The sequence below is a fragment of the Stenotrophomonas sp. CFBP 13718 genome (genome assembly GCF_014842145.1).
In the GTDB taxonomy this organism is placed as follows: Bacteria; Pseudomonadota; Gammaproteobacteria; order Xanthomonadales; family Xanthomonadaceae; genus Stenotrophomonas.
The window spans coordinates 467834-483863 of the sequence record NZ_JACYVC010000003.1 but is presented as its reverse complement, the minus strand read 5'-3'; the positions used below and the strand labels follow the sequence as shown (position 1 = coordinate 483863).

Below are 16030 nucleotides of genomic sequence, written 5' to 3'. Positions count from 1 at the left end.
ATGGATGGCGCGAAACGAGGCACGCAGGACGCAGTTTTTGCCGTCCCCCGGCAACCCACCCCGCCCCGCCCAACACACAGCCCTGCAGGCCGTTGCTGTTGCTGTTGCTGTTGCACTTGCTGTTGCTGTTGCTGTTGCCGTTGCTGTTGCCGTTGCTGTGCGCTTCTAGCCTTGGCCCGCCCATAGCGGTACGTCGTACACCACCATCACGCGGTTTTCTTCGGCATCGCGCTGGTAGTTCGAGCGGAAGAATCCGTTGCGCCAGCGGATCGACAGGTGCTTCAGCGCCTCGCTCTGGAAGGTATAGCCGATTTCAAAATCACGCTGCCATTGCCGGCCCTCGCCCGCGAAGGTGGCCGGGCGCGCGTTGTCGCCTTTCACGTAGCGCAGCAGGAACTTCAGGCCGGGCACGTTGATCTGCTTGCCGTCCAGTTGGTACCGCAGCTGCCAGCTGCGTTCGTCGCGTTCCATGAAGTCGTTGATGAACGTCCAGTTGAACACGTTGCCATCGGTGCCGCCGACGAACGGCATCGCCGTGTCGCCACGCATGTCCTGCCACATGACCGCGAATTCCTGGCCGGCGTGCTGCCACGCCACCAGTCCGTTGAGCGCCCGGTTGTCGATCACACCGGCCAGCGCAGGACCCACGTCATCTGACACGTAGTAGCGCACTTCGGTGCTCAGCTTGCCCAGCGGCAGCGGCTGCTTGAACTGCACCGAGGCAACCTGCTGGCGGTACAGGTCCAGCAGTTCGCCATGCTCGACGTGCAGTTTGAAGCGGTCATCCGGGGCCCACGAAGCGCTGAACAACTGGAAGCCCTCTGAATCCGGGGTCCCGCTGAAACGGCGGTCCTTGTTGGTGATGGTCAGGTCCACGCGCTCGGTGCCGTCGCGATACCAGGAACGGTCGAAGCGCGAATAGCCCAGTTCCAGACCGTTGCCCCAACGGGCGCCCAGCGTCGCACCCTCGAAGGTTTGCGGCAGCAGGCGGCTGGTATTGGATTTCAGCAGCAGGTCCGAGGCGATGTGGCTGCCCACGCGCAGCTCGGCAGGTCCGGCCTTCGCCTTGCCGGTCACGGCGATGCGGCCGAACGCCGAGCGTGCGCCGTCTTCGTCGTAGGGCAGGATGCCGGTGCCGACTTCAGACTGCAGGCCATCCAGTTTGAAATCGGCCAGCCCCAGCACGTCGATGCCGAAACCGATCACGCCCGGCGTATAGCCGCTGCGCGCGTCCAGCAGGAAGCCCTGCGCCCATTCCTCGCGCTTGCCCTGGCCACTGCCACTGCGGAAATCACGGTTGTAATAGAAGTTGGTTGCGGTCAGGTCGGCGCTCGCGCCGGCCAGGAAACCTTGGCCATCGGCGGCCAGTGCCGAAGCACTGGCCAGCCCGAGGCAGATGAATGAAGAAGTGCGTGCAAGTTTCATGAGTCCGGCCCCTCCGCCGTACACAGATGGAAGAACGGATCAGAACAGCGCGCTGGCCACCAGGATCAGCAGCAGCGATACCACCGAGGCCAGTGACACCGGCAGGCTCAAGGTCTTCAGCGTGCCGCGCAGGGTCATGCCGAAGGTGGTCTGCATCAGCCAGAACGTGTTGCTGGTGACATGCACCAGGAACAGCGACCCGGAGCCTGCCGCCAAGGCGACCAGTACCGGTGGCACGTCCAGCGAATGCAGCGCCGGGGCCAGCATGCTGGCAGCGGTGATGGCCGAGGCGGATACCGAGCCGATCGCGATGTGCAGGATGGCGGCCACCACCCAGACCAGCAACAGCGGTGCGGCCGAGTTGGCGCTGAAGTAGCCCGACAGGATGTCGCCCAATCCGGTGGTGGCGACCACCGCGGACAACGAGCCGGCCACGCCGGTCAGCAGCAGGATCTGACCGCTTTCCTTGAACGCATCGGTCACCGCACCACTGCGGTCGTGCGCAGGGACGGTGAAGCGGGCGATGACGAAGGCCAGCACCAGGCCGCAGAACAGCGCGAACGTCGAGTTGCCCACGGCTGCCAGCGCCGGGATGTCCAGGCCCAGTGCACGATCCAGTGCGCCGGTGGCGATCATCAGCAGCGGCACGATGATCGGCAGCAGCGACAGCTTCAGCGGTACCGCGTTGTCTTCGTCCTTGATCTCGGCAGCAACCACCGCCGGTGCCTGGTCATCGGGCAGTTCATCGGTGTCTGGATTCCAGAATCCGCGACGCAGCAGGAAGTGGAACCCCCACAAGGTCAGGAACACGGTCGGGACCGCAATCGCCAGGCCGACCAGCAGCATCGTCCCCAGCTCCACGTCCAGCACCGCCGACAGCGCCAGCGCGGCCACGCCCGGCACCACCATGGTCAGTGCGAGGTAGATACCCACGCCGACCGCACCGGCCATCTTCGGTAGCGCGTCGCCGCCCATGCGCTTGGCGGTGGCACGTGCCAGTGGCGCGGACATCAACAGCAGCACGTCGGTGTAGATCGGCGGGAAGATGGACGTCAGGATCGTGGCGAACGCATACGGCATCTGCGTGGGCTTGAAGGTACGGACCAGCAGGCGCACCACCTGCTGGAAGGCCCCCATGCGGTGCAGGAAGGCGCCGATCATCACGCCGAAGCCGATCAGCAGGCCGATCTTGCCCATCAGGTCGCCGAAGCCGTCGGTGATCGCCTCGATGGTCGGGCCGAACCCCAGCCCGGATGACAGGCCCAGATACAGCGGGCCGGCGATCAGCGCGATCATCGGGTTGACCTTGAAGTAGATGATCAACAGGACGATCAACAGGATGGCGAACAAGGCGTTCGCCAGCACAAACCACTCGTGCATGATTCCCTCCCAGGAATGAAGCGTGTTCTGTAGAGCGGAGCCGTGGCCCGCTGTGAAAGTTCGAAAGGGTTACGCGGCGCGCAGTCCCGGTGGAGCCGGATGCAGGTCGCGCACGCGTCCTGCCTTGGCCACCTGGCCGGCGGTGTCGTGGCCTACCAGCGCAGGCAAGCCGCGCGACAGGGTGATCAGCGCGGGCAGGTCCAACCCGGTTGCAATCCCCATCTCTTCGCACATCGCGACCAGGTCTTCGGTACAGATGTTGCCCGACGCACCGGGGGCGAACGGGCAGCCGCCCAGCCCACCCAGTGCGGCATCGAAGCGCTGTGCGCCGGCATCGAAGGCGGCGATCACATTGGCCAGTCCCAGCCCGCGGGTGTTGTGGAAATGCAGGGTCAACGCATCGGCCGCGACCAGCTTCAAGGCCTGCTCCACCAAGGTGGCCACCTGGCGTGGATTGGCCATGCCCGTGGTGTCGGCCAGCGTGATGCCGGTGCAGCCCAGGTCAAGGTAGCGGCGGACCAGATCGAGCACCTTCGGCACCGGCTGGTCGCCGTCGAACGGGCACCCGAACGCGGTGGCCACGGTGCCATTGAGCCGTGTCTCGCCCCGCGGCAACGCGGCGATCTGCGCGAAGCCGGCGAAGCTTTCCTCGGTGGTCATGCGCATGTTGGCCAGGTTATGGGTCTGGCCGGCGGACATCACTAGGTTGAGCTCGTCCGCACCGGCGGCAAGCGCGCGCTCGGCACCTTTCAGGTTCGGCACCAGCGCCACGTAGACGGTTCCCGAAGCGCGCTGCAGGCCGGCGAACACCTCGGCCGCATCGGCAAGGGCCGGCACGGCCTTCGGTGAAACAAAGCTGCTGACCTCGATGCGTTCGAAGCCCAGCGCACTGAAGGCGTCACCCAGGCGGATCTTTTCTGCGGTGGGGACGAACACCGGTTCAATCTGCAGGCCATCGCGCAGGCAGACTTCCTGCACGATCAAGCGGCGGTCGGCGGTCATGCGCGTACTCCCCGGCCACTGGCGGCGGCGATGGCATCGGCGGCCATACCCAGTTCCGTCAGGACCTGATCGGTGTGTTCACCCAGCGCCGGGCCGGTCCAGTGCATCTGCCCCGGCGTTTCAGACAACTTCGGCACGATGCCCGGCAGGGTGATCGGCTGGCCGTCGGGCAGGGTGGTTTCCAGCAGCATCCCGCGTGCACGGTAGTGCGGGTCGGCGACGATGTCGGCGGCCGAATAGATGCGTCCGGCCGGCACGTCGGCCGCGTCCAATGCCGCCAGCACGGCATCGATGTGCAGGCCGCTGGTCCAGTGGGTGATCGCCGCGTCCAGCTCCGCGTTGCGCAGCACGCGGCCGGGATTGGTGGCCAGTGCGGCATCCGCAGCCAGATCATGGCGGCCGATGGCCTGCATGAAACGGCGAAAAATCGGATCGCTGTTGCCGGCGATCACCACGAAGCTGCCATCGGCCGTCGGGTAGGTGTTGGAGGGGCTGATACCAGGCAGCGCGCCGCCGGTGCGCTCACGTACCGTGCCGAACATCGCATGTTCCGGCACCAGGCTTTCCATCAGGTTGAACACGCTTTCCACCAGCGACACATCGACCACCTGGCCACGGCCTTGCCCGGTCTTCACCCGCAGCAGGGCCATCAGTGCGCCCATCACCCCATGCAGCGATGCAAGCGAATCGCCCAGGCTGATCCCCACGCGGGCGGGCGGTGTACTCGGATCGCCAGTGGTGTAGCGGATGCCGCCCATCGCTTCGCCGATCGCACCAAAGCCCGGCCGATCGCGGTAGGGGCCATCCTGGCCGTAGCCGGAGATGCGCACCATGATCAGGTCGGGGTTAAGCGCGGACAGCACGTCCCAGCCAAGGCCCAGCTTTTCCAGGCCGCCGGGACGGAAGTTCTCGATCACCACGTCGGCACTCGCTGCGAGCTGACGTGCGGCCTCGGCGCCTTCGACGGACTTCAGGTCCAGCGCGACGGACTTCTTGTTGCGTGCCTGCAGCGACCACCACAGCGAGGTATCGCCATGCAGCTTGCGCCATTTGCGCAGGGGGTCGCCGCCCTCGGGCGACTCGATCTTGATCACGTCCGCGCCGAATTCCGCGAACAGGCGCGCGGCGAACGGCGCTGCGATCAGTGTTCCGAATTCAACAACACGGATGCCATGCAATGGACCGGACATCATCAACCCTCCCAGGAAGCAGGTCCGCAGGGTAGGTCGCTGAGGCAGGCGGCGCCATGCCTTTCTGACGAAAAAGCGTTCGCATATCGCGAACGCCTACGCCTTTAGTCGAAGGTGCTCCACCAGCTGTTGGGCGGCGGTGGACAGGGGCCGATCGCCGCGCCAGACGAGTTTCAGCTCACGCTGGGCCCACCCGTCGGTGAGCGGCTCGATGTGCAGGTTCATCGCCCGCCCAAACAGGGCGAACACGGGCTCCGGCACCACGCCGATGCCCAGGCCGGCCTGCACCGTGCGGCAGATCGCATCGAAACCCGGCACGTGGATGCGCCGTCGCAACGCCCGGCCCGCATCACGTGCGGCCATCTGCGAACGGGTGAAGATGGAACTCTCCGCATGCAGCGCGATCTGGTCGTAGCCCAGCGTATCGGCGAACGCGAGCGGACCCGCGCCGGCCAGTGGATGGTCCGGGCGCATCAGCATGACCAGCCGATCGCGGCGGAACGGCAGCGCGGTCAGCTCACCCAGTTCGCCATCGCCGGAGCACACGCCGATCTCCGCCCATCCTTCCTGGATACCGCGCACCACGCCGCCGGTCGGCCGCTCTTCGAGCTCGATGCGCAGGTCCGGATGGGTCAGGAAGAACTGCTCCAGCTCTTCCGGCAGGTAAGCCACGATGGCCGACAGGTTGGCCAACATGCGGATGTGCCCGCGGATGCCACGGCGGTACTCCAGCAGCTCCGACGACAGTGCTGCCGCGGCCAGCAGCATGCGGCGCGCGTGCTGCAGCAGGCTCTCGCCGGCCAGGGTGAGCTGCATGCCGCGCGAGTTGCGGGTGAACAGCGCAACGTCCAGCCCGCTTTCCAGATCGTTCAGGCGACGGCTGGCGGCGGACGTGGCGATGGCTTCGCGTTCGGCCGCGCGGGTAAGCGAACCTTCTTCGGCCACCGCGACGAACAACCGCAAGGTGGTCAAGCTGATCCGGTCGATGGACATCGGCTGGCTGATGGGAAGGATCCTGCTGCAGGCGGACTGACATTGTACGGCGCACCGCCGCGCTGCCCGTGGCACGGGTGGATGCTCGAGGAACGCTCGCGGAATGGCCGAGAAATTCCCGAGAAATGCATGGGGAATGCCCGCGAAATGTGCCCCGGGAGAATAACCGCGGAATGCACGGGAATGCATGGGGTATTCACGGCGAAATGCCCGCGGAATGCACGGGGGAATGACCGCGGAATGCGTGGGGGATGCACGGGGAACGAACGGGGAAATGGCCGCGGNCGCACCCGACTAAATTCGCCTCTACCAAGTCCAAGTCCAAGTCCAAGTCCAAGTCCAAGGCCAAGGCCAAGGCCAAGGCCAAGGCCAAGGCCAAGGCCAAGGCCAAAGCCAAAGCCAAAGCCAAGTCCAAGTCCAAGTCCAAAGCCAAGTCCAAAGCCAAGGCCAGTTCCAAGGCCAGTTCCAAGGCCAAGGCCAGGGCCAAGTCAACGTCCGAAGCCACATCCACGTCCGAAGTCGAATGCAGAGCCAACGAGACGTCCGAAGCCGAACCCAGAGCCAACGCCGCGTCCGAAGCCAAATCAGCGTCCAGATCCAAACCCAAACCCAAACCCAAACCCAAACCCAAACCCATTGAAACGCCGCATCTCGCCGCCACCGCCCATCGCGGCGCTGCCACCCTTCGGTGTAACTTGGTCACATCCGCGACCGGGCCCCGTCCCGTTTGCATGACCATCAGCAAGGGGAAGCAAGGAAGATGTCCAGAATCCACCTGAAACTGGCCGGGGTGTTGGCCAGTGTCCTGTGCGCGTCCTGCAGCGCGCCGCCCTCCGCGGGCGACGGCGACGGTACCGGACGCCACTACGGGCAGATCGAGTTCAAGCCCTGCACGTTGAGCGGCTCGGTGGCCTCGGCCAATGTCGAAGCCCAGTGCGGCACCTTGTCGGTTGCGGAGAATCCGGCTGCGCCGGACGGCCGCCGGATCGACCTGCGCATTGCCTGGCTGCCGGCGGACAACAACGCTACCGGCCTGCCGGATCCGGTGTTCTTCATTGCCGGCGGCCCGGGGCAGGCGGCCAGCGAGGTCGCGCTGCCCGTCAGCACCGCGCTGCGCCTGGTGGGCAAGCAACGCGACATCTTCCTGGTCGATCAGCGGGGCACCGGTGGCTCCAATCCGCTGAGCTGCCTGGGTGCCGACGGCAAAGAGCTGCCGATGGACGAGAAGGCCGAACCTACCGAAGCCAACGTCCGCGCGTACGCCGGCCGGTGTGCTGCGTCGCTGCAGGGCCGCGCGGATCCGCGCTTCTACACCACCTCGCAGGCCATTGATGATCTGGATGCGGTGCGCAAGGCGCTTGGCGCGCAGCAGCTGAACCTGGTAGGCGGCTCCTACGGCACCCGCGTGGCACAGCACTATCTCGCCCGCTACCCGCAGCACGTCCGCAGCGTGGTCATCGACGGCGTGGTGCCCAACGATCTGGTGGTCGGCGGTGATTTCGCCAACACCTTCGAAGACGCGATCATCCTGCAGTCCGCGCAGTGCATCAAAGACGCGGCCTGCGCCAAGCGCTTCCCGGTCAATACGCGCACGCAGCTGCGCACGGTGATGGATGCGCTTGCCGCGGCACCGGTGACGGTGGACTACCGGGATCCGGCCACCGCCGAAGCGCGGCAGGACGTGCTCAGTCCAGACAGCGTGATCGGGCTGGCGTTTGCGTTCTCCTACATGCCGGAGCTGTCATCCTTGCTGCCGGTCGTGCTGGATGAGGCCGCGCACGGGCGGTATGCGCCACTGGCCGCACTCAGCCGTAATGCATCGCGTGCGGTCGACCTGCAGATCAACCGCGGCATGCAGTGGTCGGTGATCTGCAGCGAGGACGCGCCGCGCTTCCAGCCCGCTGCACAGAGCGATCGACTGCTCGGCCCGCACGTGGCCGGCATGTTCTTCGCTGCCTGCCAAGCCTGGCCCCACGACAAGGCCCCGGCCGACAGTGCCGTACCGCTGAAGAGTGACGCATCCGTGCTGCTGCTGTCGGGCGAGCTGGACCCGGTGACGCCGCCGCGCTATGCGGAGCAGGTGCTGAAAGGCTTGCCCAATGGCCACCATATCGTCGCCCGCGGCCAGGGCCACGGCACCCTCAACGCAGGCTGCATGCCGCGCGTGGTGGCGCAGTACATCGAAACGGCAGACGCCAAGGCAGTGGATGCCGGCTGTCTGGACGCGCTGAGCCACGTGCCGGCGTTCACCTCGTTCAACGGATGGGAACCATGATCGTCGCAGAGGGCCTGCACAAGGCATTCAATACCAAGACCGGCCGCATCCAGGCGGTGCAGGACGTCAGCTTCCGTGCCGAGGATGGTCGCATCACCGGCCTGCTCGGCCCGAACGGCGCAGGCAAGACCACCACCATGCGCATGCTGTACACCTTGATGAGCCCGGACCAGGGCCGTGTCACCGTGGATGGCATCGATGCGAATGTCGATGCAACGGAAGTGCGCCGCCGACTGGGCGTGCTGCCCGATGCGCGCGGCGTCTACAAGCGGCTGACCGCGCGCGAGAACATCGCCTATTTCGGCGAACTGCATGGGCTGGATGCTGGCACCATCGCCCAGCGCACCGAGGCGCTGTCGCGCGCACTGGACATGGCTGACATCCTGGACCGGCAGACGGATGGCTTTTCGCAGGGCCAGCGCACCAAGACCGCCATCGCCCGCGCGCTGGTGCATGACCCGCGCAACGTCATCCTGGACGAGCCGACCAATGGCCTGGACGTGATGACCACCCGGGCCATGCGCCGCTTCCTGCACGGCCTGCGCGACGAAGGTCGCTGCGTGATCTTCTCCAGCCACATCATGCAGGAGGTCGCCGCGCTGTGCGATCGCATCGTGATCATTGCCAAGGGCACGGTGATGGCCGCCGGCAGTGCCGATGAACTGCGCGAACAGGCGGGCGAGAGCAACCTGGAGGACGCCTTCGTCAAACTGATCGGCACCGAAGAGGGCCTGCACGCATGAGCATCATGTCCACGTTGTTCACCGTGATGCGCAAGGAACTGCGCGACCTCTCGCGTGATCGCCGCACGCTGGCGCTGACCCTGCTGCTGGGGCCGCTGCTGTACCCGATCCTGATCCTCGGCATGGGCAAACTCGCCGAAAGCCGGGTCAAGTCGCAGATAGATCAACCGCTGGACATCCCGACCATCGGCGCACAGAACGCGCCGAATCTGGTGCGCTTCCTCGCCGCCCAGGGGCTCAATGCAACCGACGCGCCGAAGGACCTCAACCAGGCGATTTCCGACCAGCGCATCGACGTGGCGCTGCGCATCAGCGATGAGTTCGATGAGCGCTGGCGCGATGGCCGTCCGGCGCTGGTGGAGATCCTGCAGGACAGCACGCGGCGTGCCGCCGATGTGCCGACGGCCCGGTTGAAGGCGGCCCTGCAGACCTACAACGGCCAGGTCGGCGCGCTGCGCTTGATGGCGCGTGGTATCGACGCCCAGGTCGCGCGTCCGCTGGACGTCGCCTCGCAGGACATGGCATCGACCGAAGCCAAGCAGGGCATGATGCTGTCGATGCTGCTGCCGCTGCTGTTGACGATCACCTCCTTCCTTGGCGGCGCCTACCTGGTCATGGATACCACCGCCGGCGAGCGCGAGCGGCAATCCTTGGAACCGCTGCTGGCCACGCCGGCCAAGCGCAGCGCCATCGTCAGCGGCAAGATCGCCGCCGCGTGTGCGGTTGGACTGGTCTCCCTGCTGCTGACATTGGCCGCGTTCAAGATCAGCGCCCAGCTGTCGGACAGCAGCGTCGGCCGCCAGCTCAACATGGGACTCGGATCGATGCTGCAGATGCTGTTGGTGATGCTGCCGATGCTGCTGATCGGCACCTCGCTGCTGACCTTCCTGTCGGCGGCCTCCAAGAGCATGAAAGAGGCGCAGAGCCACATGACCTGGCTGATGCTGTTGCCGATGCTGCCCAGTTACGCGCTGATGGTGTACCCGCTGAAAAGCGTGCTCTGGCAGTACGCCGTACCGTTCCTGTCGCAGAACCAGATGCTGCTGAAGGTGATCCGCCACGAGCACATCAGCCCCACCATCTGGGCGATCTACCTCGGCGCCAACGTCGGCCTCGCCGCCCTGCTCTGGTACGCCGCCGTCCGCCGCTACCAGCAGGAACGCCTCGCGATCTCCGGCTGAAAAAAGGGGACGGAGGGGATTAAGTCGTTTTCGACTCCCTCCGTCTTCTCATCGCGCCCCTGTACCGTGCAGGCCCTCTTTGCGAGGGCGGCCGGGACACCGCATTGCGACAGACTGGCCCAGCGTTTCGCGCAGCATCTCCAGGAAGCGCTCATCCCCCAGCGGCGACTGCCTGCGTTCGTGCTGGCGGATGGTGGCCGCATCGTCCTGTGCGTGGCTGTCCTGCAGGAACGTGTGGTAGCGCGAGGTTATCTCCGTCGGCGTCTCGCCCAGCGCTCGGTAGGCAGGATGTGCCACCAGCAACGGATCGCGCCGCAGCCCCAGGTTGCCGTGCACGCTTGACCAGCGATGCTGCTCGGCACGGTCCACCAGCCCCGCCCGCACCGGATTGAGCTCGATGTAGCGGTACACCGCCAGCAGATAGCGATCGTGATCGATCAGGCTCGAGTGGAAACGCCCCTGCCACAGCGGGCCGCAACGCCCGTGGCGCTGGTTGAAGGCCTGCACGTACCCGTTGCCCAACGCACGCATCGCGAAGGCGAGCGAGTTTTCCGCGCGCGGCGTGGCCAGCAGATGCACATGGTTCCCCATCAGCACATAGGCGTGCAGGGCGACGCCGTATTTTACGAACGCTTTGTGCAGGACGCGGAGGAAGTGCTCACGGTCCTGATCGTCGAAGAATATCGCGCCTTTGTTCACGCCGCGCTGGACGACGTGGAAAGGCAGGCCGGGGACCAACAGACGGGCATGACGAGGCATCAGCGGGGCACTCCAGGCAGGCTGGAAGCACAGCATGACCCGCGGTGTCGCCCATCCGTATCAGCGCACAGCGCACCAGGCCGTCGCGGCATGGCGCGCGCTGCACAGGGAGGGGATTACGACTTAATCCCCTCCGTCCCCTTTTTTAGTTGCCGGGGCTGAAGGCGAGGGTGCGGCGGGTGGTGACCGGGGCGGCCACGGGTTCGAAGCGCCAGCGCTTTACGGCGCTCAGGGCTTCGCGGTCGAAGGTGCGGGCCGGTGTGGCGCGCAGCACGCGCGCACTGGTCACCGAGCCGTCGGTGCCTACGGTGATTTCCACCAATACTTCGCCGGACGTGTTCGAACGCAGGGCGTCTGCCGGGTAGCGCGGGGCCGGCGTGCTGACCGGGCGCAGCGTGGGGGCAGCGGTCTGGCGAGCGGCGGCAGCGGCCTGCGCGGCAGCCTGCTGCTGGCGCTGCTCGGCCTCGCGACGGGCGGTATCCGCTGCGGCCGGTGCCGGGGTCGGTGCGGGCGCTGCCGCCGGTGCAGCGACGGGCTGCTGCGCGGCGATCTGCTGCGCAGCGGCGGCCTCACGGGTGCGCTGTTCGGCCAGCTTCTGCTGCTCGGCCAACTGCTTGGTCTTGGCCTCGGCTTCGCGCTTCACCCGGTCGGTTTCTTCCGTGGTGCGCTGCGCGGCCACTTCCACGCCGCGGGTGATGCCCTGCTTCAGGCGCGGCAGTGCCGGCGCCTTCGGATCGACTTTCTCGATCAGCGCGATCAGCCGCTGGCCTTCTTCGAAATCTTCGCGTGCCAGATTCTGCTCGGCGGCGATCAGGGTGTAAGGCAGCAGGTCGGTCAGCGCGCTCTTCACCGAGGCGTCGTCCGGGGTCTTGTCGCGCAGCGCCAGGTAGTACTCGATGGCGTTGTCACCGGCCGGCGCGTACATGCGGTTTTCGCGCAGTGCCTGGCTGGCCGATTCACGCAGTTCTTCGCTGCCCATCGCCTGTACCTTGCTGGACACCGCAGGCGGCGCCACGGGCGCGGTCGGCGTGGCGGCAGCGGGCTTGGCGGCATCGGCCGCAGGCGCGGCGGTTTCGTCCTTGCCGGAACAGGCCGCCAAGCCCATCAGCAGGAAGGCAGGCGCCAGCAGGCGCGCACGGACAACCACGGATTTGCTGACGTACGACATCCAACTTCCCCTTGAATACGACGGTACGAAAAGCCCGGCACTGGTCCCAGGCGATGGCCGGCGGCGTTTCCCGACGCCGCCGGCAGATTCACTCAGGGATGCAATCTAGCATCCCGTGCCCGTGATGGGGCAGGGGTACGTGCCGCCGTTCCCTTCAGTGCGCTCGGTGCGCATCCTTGGCAGGCTCATTGCCGCTGTTCATCAGCTTGTCGGTCCAGGCGATACCGATCGCAGACAGGATGAATACGGCATGGATGATGGTCTGCCACAGCACGCCGGTCGAGGTCAGGGTCGAGCACCGGGCGGCGCCGATGTTGGCGGCAGACGCAGCGGCGTTCATCAGCTCCGGCGGACACAACGGCAGGCCATCCAGTGCGCCGGCGGCGATGAACGTCTTCAGCAGGTGGATCGACGAGATGCCGATGATCGACAGCGCCAGCTTCACTTTCAGCACGCTGGCGTTGACGTGGCTCAGCCACTCCGGCTGGTCCGGGTGGCCTTCCAGGCGCAGGCGCGAGACGAAGGTTTCGTAACCGCCGACGATCACCATCACCAGCAGGTTGGAGATCATGACGACGTCGATCAGGCCCAGCACGATCAGCATGATCTGCTGTTCGCCGAGATGGCCTGCTTCCATGATCAGGTGCCACAGCTCCTTGCCGAACAGGAACACGTAGACGCCCTGGGCAACGATCAGGCCCAGGTACAGCGGCAGCTGCAGCCAGCGCGAGGCGAAGATCAGCGTGGACAGGGGGTTGGGGCGGTACGGAGGGGTCATGGACGGCATGCTGCGTTGCAGGAGAGCGCGCAGAGTACTGGCCCACGATGACGGTGCCAAGCCAGTGCGCGTTCTACACTCGGTGGACATCCTCGCCGAGTGCCACTGCCATGATCGATCTGTATTACTGGCCCACCCCGAATGGCCACAAGGTCACCCTGTTCCTCGAAGAGGCCGGGCTGGAGTACCGCATCCATCCGGTCAACATCGGGGCCGGCGACCAGTTCAAGCCGGAGTTCCTGGCGATCTCGCCGAACAACAAGATGCCGGCCATCGTCGACAACGCACCCGCCGGCGGCGGCGCACCGCTGAGCGTGTTCGAATCCGGCGCGATCCTGCTGTACCTCGCGGAAAAGACCGGCACCTTCCTGTCGCGCGACGCCCGTGAGCGCGTGGAGACCCTGGAGTGGTTGTTCTGGCAGATGGCCGGGCTGGGGCCGATGAGCGGGCAGATGGGGCACTTCACCGTCTATGCGCCGGAGAAGATTCCGTATGCCATCGAACGCTACGGCAATGAAGTCACCCGCCTGCACGGGGTGATGGACAAGCGCCTGGCGCAGCACGAGTGGCTGGCAGGTAGCGAGTACAGCATCGCCGACATGGCCAGCTACCCGTGGATCGGGCCATACGACAAGCTGCCGCCCGACTATGCCGCGTTCCCGAACCTGCACCGCTGGCAGCAGGCCATTGCCGCACGGCCCGCCACCCAGCGCGCCTACGCCCTGCGCCAGCAGGTCAACCCGGACGCCGGCAAGCCGATGGGCGAAGAAGAACGCAAGCACCTGTTCGGCAAGCGCTGAGCAGATCGTGCGCTGGGGCGTGGTCCGTCCCAGCGCACCACCAGGCACCCGGCGAGGCAGCCGTTGGCGCAGCGGGTTAGGATTGGGGTTGCTGCATACCGGAACCGTCCATGCGCCACCTTTTTGCTGCCCTTGCCCTGATGTTCGCCACGACCACCGCTGCCCACGCTGAAAAACTCACCCTGGAAGCCATCACCGGCTCGCTGCCGCTGTCCGGCCCGACGCTGATGAAGCCGAAGGTCGCCCCGGACGGGTCGCAGGTAAGCTTCCTGCGCGGCAAGGATAGCGACCGCAACCAACTGGACCTGTGGACGTATGACATCGCCAGCGGGCAGACCCGCCTGCTGGTTGATTCCAAGGTGGTGCTGCCGGGCACTGAAACGTTGAGCGATGAAGAAAAGGCCCGCCGCGAGCGCCAGCGCATCGCCGCGATGACCGGCATCGTCGATTACCAGTGGTCGCCCGATGCCCGCAGCCTGCTGTTCCCGCTGGGCGGCGAGCTGTACCTGTATGACCTGCAGAAACAGGGCAGCGCGGCCGTGCGCCAGCTTACCCACGGCGAAGGCTTTGCCACCGATGCCAAGCTGTCACCCCTCGGCGGCTTCGTCAGCTTCATCCGCGCGCGCAACCTGTGGGTGATCGACCTGGCCAGCGGCGCGCAGCGTCAGCTCACCACCGATGGCAGCGCGACCATCGGCAACGGTGTCGCCGAGTTCGTCGCCGACGAAGAGATGGACCGCCACACCGGCTACTGGTGGGCGCCGGATGATTCCGCCATTGCCTTCGCCCGCATCGACGAAAGCCCGGTGCCGGTGCAGAAGCGCTACGAGGTCTATCCGGACCGTACCGATGTGATCGAGCAGCGCTACCCGGCTGCAGGCGATGCCAACGTGCGCGTGCAACTGGGCGTGATCGCACCGGTAGCCGGGTCGTCGCCGCGCTGGATCGACCTGGGCACCGACCCGGATATCTATCTGGCACGCGTGGACTGGCGTGACCCGAAGCACCTCAGCTTCCAGCGCCAGAGCCGCGACCAGCGGCAGCTGGACCTGGTGGAAACCGCACTGGACAGCGGCGCGCAGCGCGTACTGGCCCATGAAACCAGCAAGACCTGGGTGCCGCTGCACAACAGCCTGCGTTTCCTGGCCGATGGCAGCCTGCTGTGGTCTTCCGAACGCAGCGGTTTCGAGCATCTGTACCGCATCGACAAGGCCGGCAAGGCACACGCGCTTACCCACGGCGACTGGCCGGTGGACGAACTGCTGGCGGTGGACGAGGCCGCAGGACAGGTATTCTTCCGTGCCGGCGTTGAATCGTCACGCGAGAGCCAGATCTACAGCGTGCCGCTGCAGGGGGGCGCGCTGAAGAAACTGTCGCAGGCCCCGGGCATGCACAGTGCCAGTTTCGCCCGCAACGCCAGCGTGTACGTGGACAGCTGGTCCAACACGCGCACGCCGCCGCAGATCGAGCTGTTCCGCGCGAACGGCGAAAAGATCGCCACGCTGGTGAGCAATGACCTGGACGATCCCTCGCATCCGTATGCACGCTACAAGGATGCCCAGTTGCCAGTGGAATTCGGCACCCTGACCGCCGCCGACGGCCGCACGCCGCTGCACTACAGCGTGATCAAGCCGGCAGACTTCGACGCCGGCAAGCGCTACCCCGTTGCGGTGTACGTGTACGGCGGCCCGGCATCGCAGACGGTCACCGATGCCTGGCCGGGCCGTGGCGATCACCTGTTCAACCAGTACCTGGCCCAGCAGGGCTACGTGGTGTTTTCACTGGATAACCGCGGCACCCCGCGTCGCGGCCGTGACTTCGGTGGCGCGCTGTACGGCAAGCAGGGCACGGTCGAAGTCGCCGACCAGCTGCGCGGCGTGGAATGGCTGCAGAAACAGACGTGGGTGGATCCGGCGCGGATCGGCGTGCAGGGCTGGTCCAACGGCGGTTACATGACCCTGATGCTGCTGGCCAAGGCGTCCAACCGCTATGCGTGTGGTGTGGCCGGTGCACCGGTGACCGACTGGGGTCTGTATGACACCCATTACACCGAACGCTACATGGACCTGCCGACCCGCAACGAAGCTGGCTACACCGAAGCCCGCGTACTCACGCACATCGATGGCCTGCGATCGCGTCTGTTGTTGATTCACGGCATGGCCGACGACAACGTGCTCTTCAGCAATTCCACCGTGCTGATGAGTGCCTTGCAGAAGCGCGGCCAGCCGTTCGAACTGATGACCTATCCGGGCGCCAAGCATGGACTTTCCGGGGCCGATGCCCTGCATCGCTACCGGGTAGCGGAAGACTTCCTCGGGCGTTGCCTGAAGCCGTGA

General features: G+C 66.0%; 13 protein-coding genes. 5 read left to right on the top strand and 8 right to left on the bottom strand.

The window, feature by feature from the left end:
• Nucleotides 1-165 precede the first annotated feature (165 nt).
• From IFT58_RS08020 to IFT58_RS08000, 5 genes are all read right to left on the bottom strand, one after another.
• On the bottom strand, nucleotides 166-1425 hold the full coding sequence (locus tag IFT58_RS08020; RefSeq protein ID WP_192094408.1) for an OprD family outer membrane porin: 1260 nt from the start codon (nucleotides 1423-1425) through the stop codon (nucleotides 166-168).
• A gap of 39 nt (nucleotides 1426-1464) precedes the next feature.
• Complete coding sequence (locus tag IFT58_RS08015) at nucleotides 1465-2805, bottom strand: SLC13 family permease (protein ID WP_188325373.1); 1341 nt, start codon at nucleotides 2803-2805, stop codon at nucleotides 1465-1467.
• A 69-nt stretch (nucleotides 2806-2874) separates the two neighbouring features.
• Complete coding sequence (locus tag IFT58_RS08010) at nucleotides 2875-3807, bottom strand: hydroxymethylglutaryl-CoA lyase (protein ID WP_192082153.1); 933 nt, start codon at nucleotides 3805-3807, stop codon at nucleotides 2875-2877.
• A complete protein-coding gene (locus IFT58_RS08005) occupies nucleotides 3804-4997 on the bottom strand; it encodes a CaiB/BaiF CoA-transferase family protein (RefSeq protein ID WP_192082154.1) in 1194 nt (397 codons plus the stop codon). Before IFT58_RS08005 ends, IFT58_RS08010 begins: the two co-directional genes overlap by 4 nt.
• A gap of 96 nt (nucleotides 4998-5093) precedes the next feature.
• Nucleotides 5094-5990 (bottom strand): LysR family transcriptional regulator, encoded by an 897-nt coding sequence (locus tag IFT58_RS08000; protein ID WP_192094407.1) that lies wholly within the window; start codon nucleotides 5988-5990, stop codon nucleotides 5094-5096.
• Between the two features lie 760 nt (nucleotides 5991-6750).
• Here IFT58_RS08000 and IFT58_RS07990 point away from each other — a divergent pair.
• The 3 genes from IFT58_RS07990 to IFT58_RS07980 are packed head-to-tail and all read left to right on the top strand — an operon-like array spanning nucleotide 6751 to nucleotide 10189.
• On the top strand, nucleotides 6751-8265 hold the full coding sequence (locus IFT58_RS07990; RefSeq protein ID WP_192094405.1) for an alpha/beta fold hydrolase: 1515 nt from the start codon (nucleotides 6751-6753) through the stop codon (nucleotides 8263-8265).
• Entirely contained in the window at nucleotides 8262-9008 is a 747-nt protein-coding gene (locus IFT58_RS07985) for an ATP-binding cassette domain-containing protein (RefSeq protein WP_188325369.1), read from the top strand. Before IFT58_RS07990 ends, IFT58_RS07985 begins: the two co-directional genes overlap by 4 nt.
• On the top strand, nucleotides 9005-10189 hold the full coding sequence (locus IFT58_RS07980; protein ID WP_192082157.1) for an ABC transporter permease: 1185 nt from the start codon (nucleotides 9005-9007) through the stop codon (nucleotides 10187-10189). The genes IFT58_RS07985 and IFT58_RS07980 overlap by 4 nt, the downstream gene beginning before the upstream one ends.
• 48 nt (nucleotides 10190-10237) lie before the next feature.
• Here the strand turns inward: IFT58_RS07980 and IFT58_RS07975 are convergent, their stop codons facing one another.
• The 3 genes from IFT58_RS07975 to IFT58_RS07965 all read right to left on the bottom strand — a co-directional run bounded on the left by IFT58_RS07975 (nucleotide 10238) and on the right by IFT58_RS07965 (nucleotide 12894).
• Nucleotides 10238-10948, bottom strand: a complete 711-nt coding sequence (locus tag IFT58_RS07975; RefSeq protein ID WP_192082158.1) for a transposase — start codon at nucleotides 10946-10948, stop codon at nucleotides 10238-10240.
• Nucleotides 10949-11093: 145 nt separating this feature from the next.
• On the bottom strand, nucleotides 11094-12116 hold the full coding sequence (locus IFT58_RS07970) for an energy transducer TonB (protein WP_188325366.1): 1023 nt from the start codon (nucleotides 12114-12116) through the stop codon (nucleotides 11094-11096).
• A 154-nt stretch (nucleotides 12117-12270) separates the two neighbouring features.
• A complete protein-coding gene (locus IFT58_RS07965; protein WP_192082160.1) occupies nucleotides 12271-12894 on the bottom strand; it encodes a TIGR00645 family protein in 624 nt (207 codons plus the stop codon).
• Between the two features lie 110 nt (nucleotides 12895-13004).
• Between IFT58_RS07965 and IFT58_RS07960 the strand changes: the two genes are divergently transcribed.
• Together IFT58_RS07960 and IFT58_RS07955 are read left to right on the top strand one after the other, a co-directional pair.
• Nucleotides 13005-13694 (top strand): glutathione binding-like protein, encoded by a 690-nt coding sequence (locus tag IFT58_RS07960; RefSeq protein ID WP_188325364.1) that lies wholly within the window; start codon nucleotides 13005-13007, stop codon nucleotides 13692-13694.
• 110 nt (nucleotides 13695-13804) lie between these two features.
• Nucleotides 13805-16030, top strand: a complete 2226-nt coding sequence (locus IFT58_RS07955; RefSeq protein WP_192094404.1) for a DPP IV N-terminal domain-containing protein — start codon at nucleotides 13805-13807, stop codon at nucleotides 16028-16030.

Coding starts and splice junctions, on each gene's coding strand:
- IFT58_RS08020 (WP_192094408.1), bottom strand. CDS start 1,425: ATGAAACTTGCACGCACTTCTTCATTCATCTGCCTCGGGCTGGCCAGT.
- IFT58_RS08015 (WP_188325373.1), bottom strand. CDS start 2,805: ATGCACGAGTGGTTTGTGCTGGCGAACGCCTTGTTCGCCATCCTGTTG.
- IFT58_RS08010 (WP_192082153.1), bottom strand. CDS start 3,807: ATGACCGCCGACCGCCGCTTGATCGTGCAGGAAGTCTGCCTGCGCGAT.
- IFT58_RS08005 (WP_192082154.1), bottom strand. CDS start 4,997: ATGTCCGGTCCATTGCATGGCATCCGTGTTGTTGAATTCGGAACACTG.
- IFT58_RS08000 (WP_192094407.1), bottom strand. CDS start 5,990: ATGTCCATCGACCGGATCAGCTTGACCACCTTGCGGTTGTTCGTCGCG.
- IFT58_RS07990 (WP_192094405.1), top strand. CDS start 6,751: ATGTCCAGAATCCACCTGAAACTGGCCGGGGTGTTGGCCAGTGTCCTG.
- IFT58_RS07985 (WP_188325369.1), top strand. CDS start 8,262: ATGATCGTCGCAGAGGGCCTGCACAAGGCATTCAATACCAAGACCGGC.
- IFT58_RS07980 (WP_192082157.1), top strand. CDS start 9,005: ATGAGCATCATGTCCACGTTGTTCACCGTGATGCGCAAGGAACTGCGC.
- IFT58_RS07975 (WP_192082158.1), bottom strand. CDS start 10,948: ATGCCTCGTCATGCCCGTCTGTTGGTCCCCGGCCTGCCTTTCCACGTC.
- IFT58_RS07970 (WP_188325366.1), bottom strand. CDS start 12,116: ATGTCGTACGTCAGCAAATCCGTGGTTGTCCGTGCGCGCCTGCTGGCG.
- IFT58_RS07965 (WP_192082160.1), bottom strand. CDS start 12,894: ATGACCCCTCCGTACCGCCCCAACCCCCTGTCCACGCTGATCTTCGCC.
- IFT58_RS07960 (WP_188325364.1), top strand. CDS start 13,005: ATGATCGATCTGTATTACTGGCCCACCCCGAATGGCCACAAGGTCACC.
- IFT58_RS07955 (WP_192094404.1), top strand. CDS start 13,805: ATGCGCCACCTTTTTGCTGCCCTTGCCCTGATGTTCGCCACGACCACC.